Origin of the sequence: Enterobacter sp. 241F3 (assembly GCF_034106785.1) — a bacterium.
Taxonomy (GTDB): Bacteria; Pseudomonadota; Gammaproteobacteria; order Enterobacterales; family Enterobacteriaceae; genus Enterobacter; species Enterobacter vonholyi.
Map to the genome: position 1 here is coordinate 129815 of NZ_JAWNDD010000002.1, position 16122 is coordinate 145936.

At 60.1% G+C, this 16122-nt stretch carries 14 protein-coding genes; 4 read left to right on the plus strand and 10 right to left on the minus strand.

Going from position 1 to position 16122, the window contains the following annotated elements:
• Positions 1–160: 160 nt before the first annotated feature.
• Together norV and norW are read left to right on the plus strand one after the other, a co-directional pair.
• A complete protein-coding gene (gene norV / locus UR504_RS07900; RefSeq protein ID WP_302236559.1) occupies positions 161–1603 on the plus strand; it encodes an anaerobic nitric oxide reductase flavorubredoxin in 1443 nt (480 codons plus the stop codon).
• Complete coding sequence (gene norW, locus UR504_RS07905) at positions 1600–2733, plus strand: NADH:flavorubredoxin reductase NorW (RefSeq protein WP_115876143.1); 1134 nt, start codon at positions 1600–1602, stop codon at positions 2731–2733. The genes norV and norW overlap by 4 nt, the downstream gene beginning before the upstream one ends.
• Positions 2734–3182: 449 nt before the next feature.
• On the opposite strand, the gene UR504_RS07910 is transcribed toward norW, so the two are convergent.
• The 4 genes from UR504_RS07910 to UR504_RS07925 form a co-directional block, all read right to left on the minus strand.
• Complete coding sequence (locus UR504_RS07910) at positions 3183–4205, minus strand: HoxN/HupN/NixA family nickel/cobalt transporter (protein WP_302236554.1); 1023 nt, start codon at positions 4203–4205, stop codon at positions 3183–3185.
• A complete protein-coding gene (hypF, locus tag UR504_RS07915; RefSeq protein WP_302236552.1) occupies positions 4183–6423 on the minus strand; it encodes a carbamoyltransferase HypF in 2241 nt (746 codons plus the stop codon). Before hypF ends, UR504_RS07910 begins: the two co-directional genes overlap by 23 nt.
• Positions 6424–6428: 5 nt before the next feature.
• Complete coding sequence (hydN, locus tag UR504_RS07920; RefSeq protein ID WP_023308960.1) at positions 6429–6974, minus strand: electron transport protein HydN; 546 nt, start codon at positions 6972–6974, stop codon at positions 6429–6431.
• Positions 6975–7108: 134 nt separating this feature from the next.
• A complete protein-coding gene (locus UR504_RS07925) occupies positions 7109–8122 on the minus strand; it encodes a LacI family DNA-binding transcriptional regulator (RefSeq protein WP_223580372.1) in 1014 nt (337 codons plus the stop codon).
• A 214-nt stretch (positions 8123–8336) separates the two neighbouring features.
• Between UR504_RS07925 and ascF the strand changes: the two genes are divergently transcribed.
• Entirely contained in the window at positions 8337–9788 is a 1452-nt protein-coding gene (ascF, locus tag UR504_RS07930; protein WP_302236544.1) for a PTS cellobiose/arbutin/salicin transporter subunit IIBC, read from the plus strand.
• Positions 9789–9806: 18 nt separating this feature from the next.
• Positions 9807–11231, plus strand: coding sequence for a 6-phospho-beta-glucosidase (locus UR504_RS07935; RefSeq protein WP_023618131.1), 1425 nt, complete (start codon positions 9807–9809; stop codon positions 11229–11231).
• Positions 11232–11298: 67 nt separating this feature from the next.
• Here UR504_RS07935 and hycI read toward each other — a convergent pair whose 3' ends face one another.
• The 6 genes from hycI to UR504_RS07965 are packed head-to-tail and all read right to left on the minus strand — an operon-like array spanning position 11299 to position 16121.
• A complete protein-coding gene (gene hycI / locus UR504_RS07940) occupies positions 11299–11754 on the minus strand; it encodes a hydrogenase maturation peptidase HycI (protein WP_115876149.1) in 456 nt (151 codons plus the stop codon).
• Entirely contained in the window at positions 11747–12157 is a 411-nt protein-coding gene (locus UR504_RS07945) for a formate hydrogenlyase maturation HycH family protein (RefSeq protein WP_111965483.1), read from the minus strand. The genes hycI and UR504_RS07945 overlap by 8 nt, the downstream gene beginning before the upstream one ends.
• Positions 12154–12921, minus strand: a complete 768-nt coding sequence (locus UR504_RS07950; RefSeq protein ID WP_021241938.1) for an NADH-quinone oxidoreductase subunit B family protein — start codon at positions 12919–12921, stop codon at positions 12154–12156. The genes UR504_RS07945 and UR504_RS07950 overlap by 4 nt, the downstream gene beginning before the upstream one ends.
• On the minus strand, positions 12921–13463 hold the full coding sequence (locus tag UR504_RS07955) for a formate hydrogenlyase complex iron-sulfur subunit (RefSeq protein ID WP_111965481.1): 543 nt from the start codon (positions 13461–13463) through the stop codon (positions 12921–12923). The genes UR504_RS07950 and UR504_RS07955 overlap by 1 nt, the downstream gene beginning before the upstream one ends.
• Before the next feature lie 9 nt (positions 13464–13472).
• The gene (gene hycE / locus UR504_RS07960; protein ID WP_149366659.1) at positions 13473–15182 is read right to left on the minus strand and encodes a formate hydrogenlyase subunit HycE; all 1710 of its coding nucleotides are present in this window, start codon (positions 15180–15182) and stop codon (positions 13473–13475) included.
• A gap of 15 nt (positions 15183–15197) precedes the next feature.
• Positions 15198–16121, minus strand: a complete 924-nt coding sequence (locus UR504_RS07965) for a respiratory chain complex I subunit 1 family protein (protein ID WP_302236527.1) — start codon at positions 16119–16121, stop codon at positions 15198–15200.
• Position 16122 lies beyond the last annotated feature (1 nt).

Genomic DNA, 16122 nt, shown 5'->3' on the forward strand with positions numbered 1-16122 from the left:
GAATAGTGTCATATTGACAATATATTTGATAGTCATAATGACTACCCACTACGAGGCACGACAACATTAATTCATTAAAATCAAATAATTAAAAACTGGCACGCAACTTGATATAAGCAAATCATCTTATTTGAAAATGCTGTATTACGTAGAGGTTGCTATGTCTATTCTGGTTAAAAATAACATTCATTGGGTGGGTCAACGTGACTGGGAAGTGCGCGATTTCCACGGGACGGAATACAAAACGCTGCGCGGCAGCAGCTACAATAGCTATCTCATCCGCGAAGAAAAAAACGTGCTGATCGATACCGTCGATCACAAGTTCAGCCGCGAGTTCGTGCAGAACCTGCGCAGTGAAATCGACCTGGACGCCATCGACTACATCATTATCAACCACGCGGAAGAAGATCACGCCGGCGCGCTGACCGAGCTGATGTCTTACATCCCGAACACGCCGATCTACTGCACCACCAACGCCATCGACTCGATCAACGGCCACCACCACCATCCGGAGTGGAACTTCCACACCGTGAAAACAGGCGACGCGCTGGATATCGGCAACGGCAAGAAGCTGATCTTCGTGGAAACGCCGATGCTGCACTGGCCGGACAGCATGATGACCTACATGACCGGCGACGCGGTGCTGTTCAGCAACGATGCCTTCGGCCAGCACTACTGCGACGAACGCCTGTTTAATGACGAAGTGGATCAGACCGAACTGTTCGAACAGTGCCAGCGGTACTACGCCAACATCCTTACCCCGTTCAGCCGCCTGGTGACGCCAAAAATCACCGAGATCCTCGGCTTTAATCTGCCGGTGGAGATGATTGCTACCTCTCACGGCGTGGTGTGGCGTGAAAATCCCACCCAGATTGTGGAGCTGTACCTGAAATGGGCGGCGGACTATCAGGAAGACCGCATTACGATTTTCTACGACACCATGTCCAACAACACCCGCATGATGGCGGACGCCATTGCCCAGGGCATCAACGAAGTGGACCCGAACGTGGCGGTGAAAATCTTCAACGTGGCGCGCAGCGATAAGAACGAGGTATTGACCAACGTGTTCCGCTCTAAGGGCGTGCTGGTGGGCACCTCCACCATGAACAACGTAATGATGCCGAAAATTGCAGGTCTGGTGGAAGAGATGACCGGCCTGCGCTTCCGTAACAAGCGCTCCAGCGCCTTTGGCTCCCACGGCTGGAGCGGCGGCGCGGTAGACCGCCTTTCTACCCGTTTACAGGATGCCGGTTTTGAGATGTCCCTCAGCCTTAAAGCCAAATGGCGACCGGATATCGACGCCCTGGAGATCTGCCGCCAGCACGGCCGCGACATTGCGCGGCAGTGGGCGCTTGCACCTCTGCCGGAAACCGCCCCCGCTGCGGCGGTTGCGCCAGAAGCCGTAGCTGAAGCTGCCGCTGCGAACCTCGGTCCTTGCATGCAGTGCAGCGTCTGCCAGTGGATCTACGACCCTGAGCTGGGCGAGCCGCTGCAGGATGTCGCGCCGGGTACGCCGTGGAGTGACGTGCCGGACAACTTCCTCTGCCCGGAATGTTCCCTCGGGAAAGACGTTTTTGATGAACTGGCAACGGAGGCAAAATGAGCCACGGCATCGTCATCATCGGCTCGGGCTTTGCCGCCCGTCAGCTGGTGAAAAACATCCGCAAACAGGACGCCAGCGTGCCGCTGACGGTGATTGCCGCCGACAGCATGGACGAGTACAACAAGCCTGACTTAAGCCACGTGATTAGTCAGAATCAGCGCGCCGAAGATCTCACCCGCCAGACGGCGGGGGAGTTCGCCGAGCTGTTTAACCTGCGCCTGTTCCCGTACACCTGGGTCACCGACATCGACGCCGCCGCTCACGTGGTGAAAGCAACAGAGAAAACCTGGCAGTACGACAGGCTGGTGCTTGCCACGGGTGCCTCTGCGTTTGTGCCGCCGATTGAGGGCCGCGAGCTGATAATCACCCTCAACAGCCAGCAGGAGTATCAGGCCAGCGAAACGGGGCTTCGCGACGCGCAGCGCGTGATGATTGTCGGCGGCGGGCTGATAGGCACCGAGCTGGCGATGGATTTCTGCCGGGCGGGCAAATCCGTCACCCTGGTCGACCATGCGGCGAGCATTCTGTCGTCGCTGATGCCCGCAGAAGTAAGCAGTCGCTTACAGCATCGCCTGACCGACATGGGGGTACATCTGCTGTTGAAATCGCAGCTGCAAAGCCTGAGTAAAACCGAAGGCGGCATTCGTGCCATGCTCGACCGCAACCGCAGCGTTGAGGTCGATGCGGTTATCGCGGCGACGGGCCTGCGCCCGGAAACCGCGCTGGCGCATCGCGCAGGCGCCGAAATACAGCGTGGCGTGAAGGTAAATAGCTATCTGCAAACCACGCAACCTGATATTTACGCGTTAGGAGACTGCGCTGAAATTAATGGTCAGGTACTTCCCTTTTTACAGCCAATCCAACTAAGCGCGATGTATCTTGCTAAAAACCTGCTCGGCGGCAGCGCGCCGCTGAAATTACCCGCCATGCTAATTAAAGTAAAAACGCCGGAATTACCGCTGCATCTCGCAGGTGAAACGCAGCGTCAGGATCTGAGCTGGAAAATAACCCTCGAACAGCAGGGAATGGTCGCGCATGGCGTAGACAACGAGGATCAACTACGCGCTTTTGTGGTCAGTGAAGATCGGATGAAGGAGGCTTTCGCTCTGCTGAAATTGCTACCTGCTTAACCCTCTTTTTGCCGGGTGGCGCTTCGCCTACCCGGCCTGCAAAAGGGTCATGCTTACTTAAGCTTTGGATATTATTATTCACCGCCCCGATATCCCGGAGCTTTTTTTTACGAATCCTATTCATAAAATAAATGCAAAGCAGATATATCATCGCTATCAATCCCTTATTTATTATTTTCGTAAATACTTTAATCTGAAACAGATTAGAAACATCATTCTGTTTTATTATTCGCAGCCAACTCAGTCTAAAAAGACATGATCGGCCGGAGGCAAATCATGGCGAATTTTTATAAATAACTCAATTATCTTTCTCGCTATTTCACACAAGCGAAGAATGCGGAATATATTTTATTCCGCAAAAGTCCTATATTTTCAGCATTTTTTATCGGTATGCCGCTGTGCGCCAGCCATTGAGGAAGTCGCGGAGGTTACGCTGTGCAGGAGCCGGATCAGGAACGCACCACCAGCGCGTCGTAGCCGCGCCAACGGTAGTTGACCATGGAGATCAGCCAGCAGGCAACGAACAGCCCGACCACCACAAACCCGGCGTTGCCCAGGTTGTCATTCACCGCGCCAATCAGATCCCACACGCCGCCGCTGAGGGCAAATTTATCCATCAGCAGACCCAGCGCTTCCAGCCCGCCGATAAACAGCGCCACCACCACGGAGGTGCCGGTGATGGTCATGTTGTAGTAGAGCTTGCGCTGCGGCTTGTTAAACGCCCAGCCGTAGGCGCCGACCATCAGCAGGTTATCGAGGGTATCCACCAGCGCCATGCCGCTGGCGAAGAGTGCAGGAAAGATCATGATTGACCACACCGACATCCCGCTGGAGGCGCTGGCGGCAGAGATCCCCAGCACGCCAATCTCGGTGGCCGTGTCAAAACCGAGACCGAACAGGAAACCCACCAGATACATCTGCCAGCTTTTATTGACGAGGCGGAAGGTTTTGCCAAACAGCCAGTTCATGACGCCGCCCTGGGCAGGCAGCGTGATGTCGCCCTGCACCGGCTGGCCTTTTTTCAGCGCCTGAAAACTGCGCCAGACTCCGCGCAGGATCACCATGTTCACCAGCGCCATCGCCAGCAGGAAGGTGGCGGAAACGGCGGTGCCAATCAGGCTGCCGGTTTCGTGGAACCATTCCATGTTTTTCTGAAACGCCGTGGCGGTGGCGGCAATAGCAATGGAGGCCAGCACCACGATGGTGGAGTGTCCCAGCGAGAACCACGCCCCTACGCCGGACGGGCGTTTGCCCTGCTGCATCATCTTACGCGTCACGGTATCAATGGCGGCAATGTGGTCGGCGTCCACCGCGTGACGCAGCCCGTAGCACCACGCCAGCAGGCTGGCGGCCATCAGCGCCGTGCTGCCGCTAAAAGTCTGCCATGCCCATCCCCAGGCCAGCAGGTTTGCCATTACCAGAGCCAGCAGCAGAAGCGCGGCACGAGGTTCATTGCGTAACAGTCGTAACATTTTTAGTCCTTTGTAAACATGACCGGGCAGCGGCGACCACCGCCTGCCCGAAGGAGATCGCTCCGTCACCTGCGGGCAGGTGCGAAGGAAAAAGAAGCGTAAAGTCAGAAAGATAATGACGCAGGCGCGCGCGCAGCAGACGGTTGTGCAGCACGCCGCCGCTGAGACAGATTGTCGACAGCGACAGGCGTCGGGCATGGAACGCGGCAAGATGCGCCAGCCCTTTTGCCAGCGCGTCGTGAAATGCCCACGCGCGCTCGCAGGGCTCCGCCTGCCAGCTCAGCCACTGCAGCCAGAATTGCGCGAGGTTATCCACTTCCAGCGTCACCGGATGGTCAACACCCGTGCACTGCGATGCCAGGGCTTCCAGCCGGCAGGCCGCTTCCCCTTCGTAACGCTGCGTGTCGATGCCGAGCGCACAGGCAACCGCGTCAAACAGGCGACCACAGGAAGAAGCTCGCGGCGCGTTGATGCCACGCCGGATCGCCGTCGCCAGCAGCGGCCAGTTCTGGCGCTGTACCGCACGCGTTTCAGGGTACTGCTGCCAGTCAGGCACAAACGCCAGGCAGTGGGCGAGCAGATTGCGCCACGGCTGCCGCGCCGCCAGATCGCCCCCCGGAAGCGCAACGGCAGGCAGCCCGCCCAGACGCTCGCACGCGAGATAGTTCACCCGCAGGCACTCCCCGCCCCACAGCGCGCCGTTCTCGCCCATGCCGATCCCGTCCAGCGTCAGGGCAATTGCGTCTTCGCCGTCGAGTGGCCAGCCGTTCTCCGCCAGGCACGCAGCCGCGTGGGCGTGATGATGCAGGACAGTTTCAACGGGCAGCCCCTGCACCTGCGCCCACTGACGCGCGCGGTACCCCGGATGGGCATCGCATACAATGCGTTCCGGCTGAAAGCCGTAAATTTCCTGCATCGTCGAGAGCGCGCTGCGCCACTGCGCTTCGACACCCTCGTCACCGAGATCGCCAAAATGCTGGCTCAGCACCGCCTGGTTCCCACGCGCCAGGCAGAAGGTATTTTTCATCTCTGCACCGGTGCATAACATGGCGGGGATATTCTCGAAACCCGCAGGCAGCGTGATGGCATCGGGCACAAAACCGCGCGCGCGGCGCAGCATCGCCCCGTCCCGATCCATCACCGAGTCGTCCATCCGCTGCAGGATATCGCGGTTATGCAGCAGGAAGCCGTCCGCGATGCCGCTGAGCTCCTCCAGCGCCTGCCGGCTGGTGATGGCTGGCGGTCTGCCGCTGAGGTTACCTGAAGTCATCACCAGCGGGCGCTGGCAGTCCATCATCAAAAGGTGCTGCAGCGGGTTCGCAGGAAGCATGATGCCCACGGTGTCCAGACCGGGCGCGATACCTTCCGGGAACGCGGGCAGCCAGGCTTTTGGCGTGAGCACAATGGGTGCGGCGGGTGAGCGCAGCAGCGTCTGAACCGTCTCCGGCAGGTCATCCGCATGCGGGATCATCACCGCCAGCGGCTTCGACGGGCGCTGTTTGCGTGACCGAAGCGTCGCGACCGCCTGCGGGTTACGCGCGTCGCAGACGAGGTGAAAGCCGCCCAGCCCTTTGACGGCAACAATACCGCCGCTTTTCAGCATCGCCACCGCCGCACGCAGCGCAGCTTCACGGTCAGCAGTTATGTCGCCCGCACGCCACATAAGCGCGGGCCCGCAGTCCGGGCAGGCTACCGGCTGAGCGTGAAAACGGCGGTCGGCAGGATTGCGGTACTCTGCTTCACACGGCACACAAAGCGGGAATGGCGCCATTGCCGTGGCCGGGCGGTCGTAGGGCATGGCGCGAATAATGGTGAACCGCGGCCCGCAGTGGGTGCAGTTGATAAACGGATAGCGATAGCGGCGCTCGCCGGGGTCGCGCATTTCAGCCAGACATGCCGGACAGGTCGCGGCATCCGGCACTATCTGGGTGTCCATCGCCCCGCCCGCGCTGTGGCGGATGGTAAAGTCCTCCGGCACGTGCGCCCAGGTAAACGGCTGCGTTTCCACGTGGTCAATGCGTGCCAGCGGCGGGCAGTCCTGATGCAGCCTCGCGGTAAAGGCCCCCCCATTACCCGCGAGGCGCACCAGCACGCCCTCTCCGTCATTGCAGACGTCACCGGTCAACTGAAGCGCCTGCGCCAGCTGCCAGACGAAGGGACGAAACCCTACGCCCTGCACTTTGCCGCGCACGCGCAGCTGAACGCCGTTGCTGCTCATACGGTTCAGAACAGCAGTGATGACGAGGTGTCGAACGCCGCGCGACGGCGCTTTTCGGCGCTCATCTGCTCAAGCTTGTCGCGATCCACGCAGACCAGCGCGTGCGTCGGGCAGGCTTCCATGCAGGCCGGACCGGCGTCGCGGTGGTAGCACAGGTCGCACTTGTTGGCTTCGGCTTTCTCCGCCCGCACGCTCAGCCCCATACCGCTGTTGCGCACCACCGGACGGACCACCACCTCCATCGCGCCATACGGACAGGCGACCACGCAGGTTTTGCAGCCAATGCAGCGCTCCTGCATCACGTGCACAAAGCCTTTCTCGCGTTTAATCGCCCCGTTCGGGCAGACGTTCGCGCACGGTGCGTCTTCGCACTGGCGACAGATGGCGGCGGTGGAAATATTCACGCCTTTGATGACGTGGATGCGCGGCAGGAAGGTGTCAGGGGTAAGCGACGCGCAGTCCTGCTCCGCCTGATGGGAAACCACGCACGCCACTTCACAGGTACGGCAACCAATACATTTACTGGCATCGGCCATAATAAAACGGTTCATCTGCTTCTCCAGCATTACAGTTATGCGCGGAGATATTCATAAACCGTGCCAATAATTAATACGTTGATTTTATGGAACTTTAAAAATCGCAGCAGCGCTGTCATCGTCACTTATGACGATGACAGCTGTCGACATCAGCGGTGCGGGCCGTCAATAACGGAGTCACGCAGGACAAGCTCGCCGGAGAAGGTTTGTTGATACTTAAACTCGCCGCCGTCGAGCATGAAGATCAGGCGGCTGATGGTTTCTTTAATCATCTCCGTCACCGGAATACGCACGCTGGAAAGCGACGGCACGATGTAGGGCGCGATGGCCACGTCGTCGAAACCGATCACCGACACCGCGTCCGGTGCGGCCACGCCGCTGTCGTGCAGCTGCTTCATGGCGCCGATCGCCATGTCGTCATTACTCGCCACCAGCGCCGTAAAGCGTTCACCGCGAGCAAGCAGTTCGGCAACCGCCGCCGCGCCGCTGGCGGGGTTCCACTTCCCCTGCGCAATCAGACCCTCGCGCAGCGGAATACCGTGCTGCGCCAGCGCGTCCTTATAGCCGGAGAGACGCTCAACCCCGGTGGGAGAATCCAGCGAGCCGGTGATAAACGCGATCTCCCGGTGCCCTTTCGCAATCAGCTGCGACACCGCATCCTGGCTGGAGGCTTTATGATCTGACCAGACGCTGTGGCTGCTGTTTTTCCGCAGGCGACGGTTGAGCACCATTATGGGCTGCTCGCACTTCTCGACGATCTCATCCATTTCATCCACGCTCAGAAAACGCGGATAGATGATCACCGCGTCGCAGCGCATATCGAGCAGGTACTGGATCGCCTCGCGCTCTTCATCCGCGCTATGCTTGCCGTCCGCGAGGATCAGCTGCCGCCCCTTTTCTTCCGTCATGCGCGCGGCGTGAAACAGCAGTTCGCTAAAGTAGACGCCGTGATAAAGGGTGTTCGTCACCACCAGGCCCAGCGTCTGGGTACGTTTGGTAGCCAGGTTTCGCGCCAGCAAATTCGGGCGATAGCCGCTCTCTTCAATGGCCTGAAACACCCGATCTTTGGTTTCCTGGCTAACGTAGCCATTTCCCGACAGCACCCGGGATACCGTGGCTTTCGAAACGCCTGCCCGCTTCGCCACTTCCAGCATCGTGGTCATGTTGTTATTCCGTCTGAATCTGATGGAGCGCAGTGTACTGCACTGCAAAAAAATTGTCGCAGCGATGAAATCACGCTTTCGATACCCCATTGCGATCTGCATCACGAAACGAAAAAATGGTCAAAAAGCGATCTTGTTTCATTCATAGAAACTAATGATGATTATGTGGAACCGGTTTCCTACATTTCTCACAACAATAACAGGATCACATCCGATGGCCAAAAATTACGCTGCGCTGGCGAACGACGTCATCAGCGCGCTGGGCGGCAAAGAGAACATCATCGCCGTCACCCACTGCATGACGCGACTGCGTTTCGTTCTGAAAGATGAAACCCTCACCGATGCCGCACTCCTGAAAAGCATCAGCGGCGTCCTTGGCGTAGTGCGCAACGACAACCAGTGCCAGGTGATTATTGGCAACACGGTGTCACAGGCGTACCGCGAAGTGGTAAGCCTGCTGCCCACGGAACTGCAGCCCGCAGTGCCGGAAGGACCGCAGAAACTGACGCTGCGCCGCATTGGCGCCGGGATCCTCGACGCGCTGATCGGCACCATGTCCCCCCTGATCCCGGCGATCATCGGCGGCTCGATGGTCAAGCTGCTGGCGATGATCCTTGAGATGACCGGCGTGCTGCCAAAAGGCGCGCCGACGCTGACTATTCTGACCGTCATCGGCGACGGCGCCTTCTTCTTCCTGCCGCTGATGGTGGCAGCCTCGGCGGCGGTGAAATTCAAAACCAACATGTCGCTGGCCATCGCCATTGCGGGCGTGCTGGTGCACCCGAGCTTTATCGAGCTGATGGCAAAAGCCGCGCAGGGCGAGCACGTTGAGTTCGCCTTTATCCCGGTGACGGCGGTGAAATACACCTACACCGTCATCCCGGCGCTGGTCATGACCTGGTGCCTGTCATACATCGAACGCTGGGTGGATCGTATTACCCCGGCGGTGACGAAAAACTTCCTCAAGCCGATGCTGATCGTGCTGATTGCCGCCCCGCTCGCCATCGTGCTGATTGGCCCGCTGGGGATCTGGATCGGTAGCGCCATCTCCGCGCTGGTCTACACCATTCACGGCTACCTGGGCTGGCTCTCCGTCGCCATCATGGGCGCGCTGTGGCCGCTGCTGGTGATGACCGGCATGCACCGCGTGTTTACGCCAACCATCATTCAGACCATTGCCGAAACGGGCAAGGAAGGGATGGTGATGCCCTCGGAAATCGGCGCCAACCTGTCGCTCGGCGGCTCTTCGCTGGCGGTGGCGTGGAAAACCAAAAACCCGGAGCTGCGCCAGACGGCGCTGGCGGCGGCAGCCTCCGCCATCATGGCGGGGATCTCTGAACCGGCCCTGTACGGCGTGGCGGTGCGTCTGAAACGCCCGCTGATTGCGAGCCTGATCAGCGGCTTTATCTGCGGAGCGGTGGCCGGTATCGCGGGTCTTGCCAGCCACTCGATGGCGGCGCCGGGGCTGTTTACCAGCGTGCAGTTCTTCGATCCGGCCAACCCGATGACCATCGTCTGGGTGTTCGGCGTGATGGGGCTGGCAGTGGTGCTGTCGTTTGTTCTGACCCTGCTTTTAGGGTTTGAGGATATCCCTGTCGAAGACGACGCCGAAAAAGCGCGCGCCCTGCAGACCGCACCGGTACAGAACAACGCAGCAAAAGCATAAATTGAAAGCGAGGTAAGAATGTCTGTTTTTCCACAAGGATTTTTATGGGGCGGCGCGCTTGCCGCCAACCAGAGCGAAGGCGCTTACCGTGAGGGCGGCAAAGGGCTGACGACGGTCGATATGATCCCCCACGGCGCGAACCGCCTGGCGGTGAAGCTTGGTAAGGAAAAGCGTTTCTCGCTGCGTGACGACGAGTTCTACCCGAGCCACGAGGCGATTGATTTTTACCATCGCTATAAAGAGGACATCGCCCTGATGGCGGAGATGGGCTTTACGGTGTTCCGCACCTCGATCGCCTGGAGCCGCCTCTATCCGAACGGCGACGAACCGCTGCCGAACAAAGAGGGCATTGCCTTCTACCGGGCGGTATTTGAAGAATGCAAAAAGTACAACATCGAGCCGCTGGTGACGCTCTGCCACTTCGACGTGCCGATGCACCTGGTGACGGAATACGGATCCTGGCGCAACCGCAAAATGGTGGATTTCTTCGCCCGCTACGCCCGCACCTGCTTCGAGGAATTTAACGGGCTGGTGAAATACTGGCTGACCTTCAACGAAATCAACATCATGCTGCACAGCCCGTTCTCCGGCGCGGGGCTGGTGTTTGAGGAAGGCGAAAACGAAGACCAGGTGAAATACCAGGCCGCGCACCACGAGCTGGTGGCGAGCGCGCTGGCGACCAAAATTGCCCACGAGGTGAACCCGGAAAACCAGGTCGGCTGCATGCTGGCGGGCGGGAATTTCTATCCGTACTCCTGCAAGCCGGAAGACGTGTGGATGGCGCTGGAGAAAGACCGCGAGAATCTGTTCTTTATCGACGTGCAGGCGCGCGGCAGCTATCCGGCTTACTCCGCCCGCGTGTTCCGCGAGAAAGGCGTGGTGATTGTGAAAGATCCCGGCGATGACGAACTGCTGAAAAATACCGTCGACTTTGTGTCGTTCAGCTATTACGCCTCGCGCTGCGCGTCGGCGGATATGAATGCGAACAATACCAATGCGGCGAACATCGTCAAATCCCTGCGCAACCCGCACATTCAGGTGAGCGAATGGGGCTGGGGCATCGACCCGCTCGGCCTGCGCATCACCATGAACATGATGTACGACCGCTACCAGAAGCCGCTGTTCCTGGTAGAAAACGGCCTCGGGGCGAAAGATGTCGTTGATGAAAACGGCGAGATTAACGACGACTACCGCATCAGCTATCTGCGCGAGCACATCCGCGCGATGGGCGACGCGATTGAGGACGGCGTGCCGCTGATGGGCTACACCACCTGGGGCTGCATTGACCTGGTTTCGGCCTCAACAGGCGAGATGAGCAAGCGCTACGGGTTTGTGTACGTTGACCGTGACGACGCCGGGAACGGCACGCTGGAGCGGAAACGTAAGAAATCGTTCGGATGGTATAAGAAGGTGATTGCGAGTAACGGTGCGGATCTGGAGTAGCCTGTTTTGCCGGGTGGCGGCTTCGCCTTACCCGGCCTACAAAACCGTAGGCCCGGTAAGCCGCTGCTCAGAGCTGAGAAAACCCTCCGTCTCCAGCCCACCCGGCTAGTCGTGAATACACCACCTCCACCGCCTCCTTCACCGGCGGCGTCATCGGGTAATAAAACCCAACGATGTCCGGCTGAATGCCCAAAAACAGCACCTCGCCCACGTCACCTTTGATCTGATCCACAAGGTAGTTCAGCGGCATATTGTGGGTGGTCATCATAAACATCTCGGCGATGTCGTCCGGGTCAATCAGGCGGATCTCGCCGGGGTTGAGCCCCATATCGGTGGCATCGACGATTAACAGCCTGTCCGGACGCAGTTCGCGAATGGCGACCACGTCGTTTTCCGGCGCGCTGCCGCCGTCAATCACCAGCCAACTGCCCTGCGGGTTGGCGGCACACATCTCTGCGAGCAGCGGACCCGCGCCGTCGTCGCCCATCATGCTGTTGCCGACACACAGTAAAACGTCAGTCACGTAATCTCCTCACCATCAGGTAGATGGCGCTCTCCTGATGAATATCATGCAGCATGCCGAGCAGCGTTTTGCTCCACGCCTGCTGCGCCGGGGTTTGCCTGCCGAGCGCCGCGTCAAAGGCGTTGGCGAGCATCGCAATGTGGTTCACATCGATCACGATCTCGCCGTACTTCGGCACGCCTTCCATCTTGCGCCGCGCCGTACTGCCCTCCTCCAGCGTGGCAATCCACGCCAGGTATTCCGGCCAGGGGCAGCTCAGCGCGGCCTCCAGGCAGTCAATCACCCCGAGGTGATGCCCAATCGCCAGGCTGTAATAGACCACCTGCTGCGCCGCATCCGGCGTGGCATCGTTCTCATCAATAAACTTACGGCTCAGCTGGCTGAACACCACCGTTTCACTCATCGGATTCGCGCCTCATCGACGATGCTGTTCAGGTTCGCCACGATCTCATTGAGGCGCGGATCGTTTTCCGCCTCCAGCCAGCGCGCCACCTGATGGTCGCCCTGGCTCAGCAGGCGCAGATAGTCATCGGCAATCTGACGCCCGTAGCGATAGCCCGCCAGCCTGCGCGCCGTGCGGTCGACCTTCACCCGCAGCGGTTGCACCATGTCCGGGTGCAGAATGGCGGCAGGCTGGTTGTCCAGCTCGCCCGGCTCGCGGGCGTGGATTTTCTGCTCCAGCAGGCCGAGCGCCATCGCGAAGCCGTACAGCGTGGCGGCGGGCGTCGGCGGGCAGCCCGGAATGTAGACGTCGACCGGCACGATTTTGTCGGTGCCGCCCCAGACGCAGTAGAGGTCATGGAAGATGCCGCCGCTGTTGCCGCAGGCGCCGTACGAGATGCAGATTTTCGGGTCCGGCGCGGACTGCCAGGCGCGCAGCGCGGGCGAGCGCATGGCGCGGGTGACGGCCCCGGTAAACAGCAGGATGTCCGCATGACGCGGGGACGGTACCACCTTGATGCCGAAGCGCTCGGCGTCAAACAGCGGCGACAGCGTAGCGAAGATCTCGATCTCGCAGCCGTTGCAGCCGCCGCAGTCCACGCGGTAGACGTAGGCCGAGCGTTTGATTTTTTTCAGCAGCGACGCCTTCATGCTGGCGATGGATTCGTCCACCGTCATCGGCACCGGAATGCCGTTAGCGTCGCGCGGGCCCAGTAAGTTTTCCATCAGCTGGCCTCTCTCATGTGGCGGGTGATATCAATGCGGTCGGACGGCAGCAGGCACTTCTGACGCTTGCACGCCGGGCAGGTTTCAAAGCTTTCGCGGTGATGCTCCGCGCGGGCGTCGCCGTTGTGCTGCAGCAGCGCGATGGCGTAGTCGATCTCTTTCTGCACGGCGAACGGACGTCTGCAGACGCGGCAGTTGCACAGCTCAAAGCGCGACTGCTGCAGAAAATCCTCTTTCTTCCACACCGCCAGCTCGTATTCCTGCGACAGGCGAATGGCGACCGTCGGGCAGACCTCCTCGCAGCGGCCGCAGAAGATGCAGCGCCCGAGGTTAAACTGCCAGGCCAGCTCGCCGGTTTTGAGATCCGTTTCCACCGTCAGGGCATTCGACGGACAGGCGTTGACGCAGGCCGCGCAGCCGATGCACTGCTGCGGGTTGTGCTCCGGCTTGCCGCGAAAGTTTTTATCCACCGGCATCGGCTCCAGCGGATAGCTGCTGGTTTGCGTGCCGGTTTTGATCGCTTTTTTGATAAAGGTAAACATGACTAATCCTTATTTCAGCGGCGAGTTCTTACGCTCGATGCTGTAGCGCTCAAGCTCTTTGTACGGCACCACCTGGCTTTTCTTCTTGCGCACGTCGACGACGGTCATGCGGTCGGTGCAGGAGTAGCACGGGTCGAGGCTGCCGATGATCAGCGGCGCATCGGAAACCGTGTTGCCGCGCAGCATGTAGCGCAGGGTTGGCCAGTTGGCGTAGGTGGCCGCGCGGCAGCGCCAGCGGTAAAGCTTCTGGTTGTCGCCGGTCATGCTCCAGTGAATGTCGTCCCCGCGCGGCGCTTCGGCAAAGCCGAGGGCAAAGCGGTTCGGAATGTAGGTGAAGCCCTCCACCATCAGCGGGCCGCCCGGCAGGTTATCAAGGCCGTAGTCGATCATGTTCAGCGCCGTGAACACCTCGTTGATGCGCACCTTGAGGCGAGAGATGACGTCGCAGCCCTGCTCGCTGTGCACGGTCATCGGCAGCAGGCCGTAGCCGACGAACGGGTGATCGGCACGGGTGTCGCGGGCGTGACCGCTGGCGCGCACCATCGGGCCGACGTTGCTGAAGTCGCGGGCAATTTCCGGGTCAAGACGGCCGATGCCGACGGTGCGCTGCTCGATGTTGGGCGTGCTGAGCAGCATATCCACCAGCTCCTGCACGTCGCGGCGCATCTGCTGCGCCAGCTGGCGGGTCTGGATCATATCGTTTTTCAGCAGGTCGCGACGGATCCCGCCGATCAGGTTCAGACCGTAGGTTTTGCGCGCCCCGGTGAGGATCTCCGCCATCTTCATCGACGCTTCGCGCACGCGGAAGAACTGCATAAACCCGGAGTCAAAGCCGACGAAGTGACAGGCCAGGCCGAGGTTCAGCAGGTGCGAATGCAGGCGCTCCACCTCGAGCAGAATGGCGCGGATCATCTGCGCGCGTTCCGGCACCACGATCCCCATGCCGTTCTCTACCGAGGTGGTGTAGGCGGTGCTGTGGGCGAAGCCGCAGATGCCGCACACGCGGTCAGAGAGGAACGTGACTTCGTTGTAGCCCATGCGGGTTTCCGCCAGCTTTTCCATGCCGCGGTGGACGTAGAACAGGCGGTAGTCGGCGTCGATAATGTTTTCGCCGTCGACGAACAGGCGGAAGTGGCCCGGCTCGTCGGAAGTGACGTGCAGCGGGCCGATCGGCACCACGTTATTTTTCTTGCTGCCCAGCTCGTTGATGAACTCGTAGGTTTCGCTGTCGGTGGTCGGGGCCGGACGCTGACGGTAGTCCATGCTGTCTTTGCGCAGCGGATAGAGTTCGTCCGGCCAGTCGTCCGGCAGCACCAGACGGCGCTCGTCCGGCAGGCCAACCGGCACCAGGCCATACATGTCGCGCACTTCACGCTCGCCCCAGACGGCAGCGGGCACGCGGGGCGTGACGGACGGGTATTCTGGCTTAGCCGGGTCGACCTCGACGCGCACGGTGAGCCAGCACTTTTCGCCCTGCTCCATAGACATCACGTAGTACACCGCATAGTTGCCGCACAGCTGGCGCTCGTCGTTACCGAACAGCACCGACAGCCAGCCGCCCTGCTGGTAGTAGAGAAACTCCACCACTTCCGGCAGATAGTTCACCTTAATGGTGACGGTTATCTGGTCTTTGGTTTGCCAGGACTCCTCCAGCACCACGCCGGGGAAAGCCTGATGCAACGCGGCGAGATACTGCTGACCTTTCTTTTCTTCAGACATAAATACTCTCTTTAATCACGCCACCAGCAAGGAGACGAACGCTAAAAATGCAAAACCAAACCCGGCCCAGGTGATGCGGGACGTTTCCACAAAACGCAGACGCGCCATGCTGTTTTCGAACAGGGCAATTACCAGCACGCCGACCAGCAGCTTGAGGGCGGCAACCACGACGGCCAGCAGCAGACCGCCCGCGGAGAAGTGCGTCATCTGCCCCCACGGGAAGAAGACGCCGACAAACATCTGCAGCACCACCAGCTGTTTGAGGCTAATGCCCCACTTCAGCACCGCAAAGCCGTAGCCGCTGTACTCGGTGAGCGGCCCTTCCTGCAGTTCCTGCTCGGCTTCCGCCAGATCGAACGGCAGTTTGCCCATCTCGATAAAGGTGGCGAACGCGCAAGCGCACAGCGCCAGCACCAGCGGAATGGAGCGGGCAACCGGCCAGTGGTAGACGGCGTGGGTGATAAAGCTGATGTGGGTGGAGCCCGCAACCTGCGCGGCAACCCACAGCCCCAGCAGCAGGATCGGCTCAACCAGCACGCCGAGCATCGCCTCGCGGCTGGCACCGATGCCGGTAAACGGGCTCCCGGTGTCCAGGCCCGCGATGGCAAAGAAGAAGCGGGCGATAGCGAAGAGGTAGATAAGCGTGATCAGATCGCCGAGCGCCGGCAGCGGCGATCCCACCGTGACCACCGGCAGCGCGGTGGCGATGGTCAACATCACGCCCACCATCACAAACGGCGTCAGACGGAAGACCCAGCCTGCGGCATTCGGCGCCACGCTCTGGCGAGAAAACAGCTTGAAGAGATCGCGATACTCCTGGAGCACACCAGGGCCGCGACGGTTGTGCATCCGGGCGCGCGCCACGCGCGTGATGCCCGACAGCAGCGGCGCCACGGCGAACAACACCAGCGCCTGAAGAATTGCCAGTAACAGATTCATG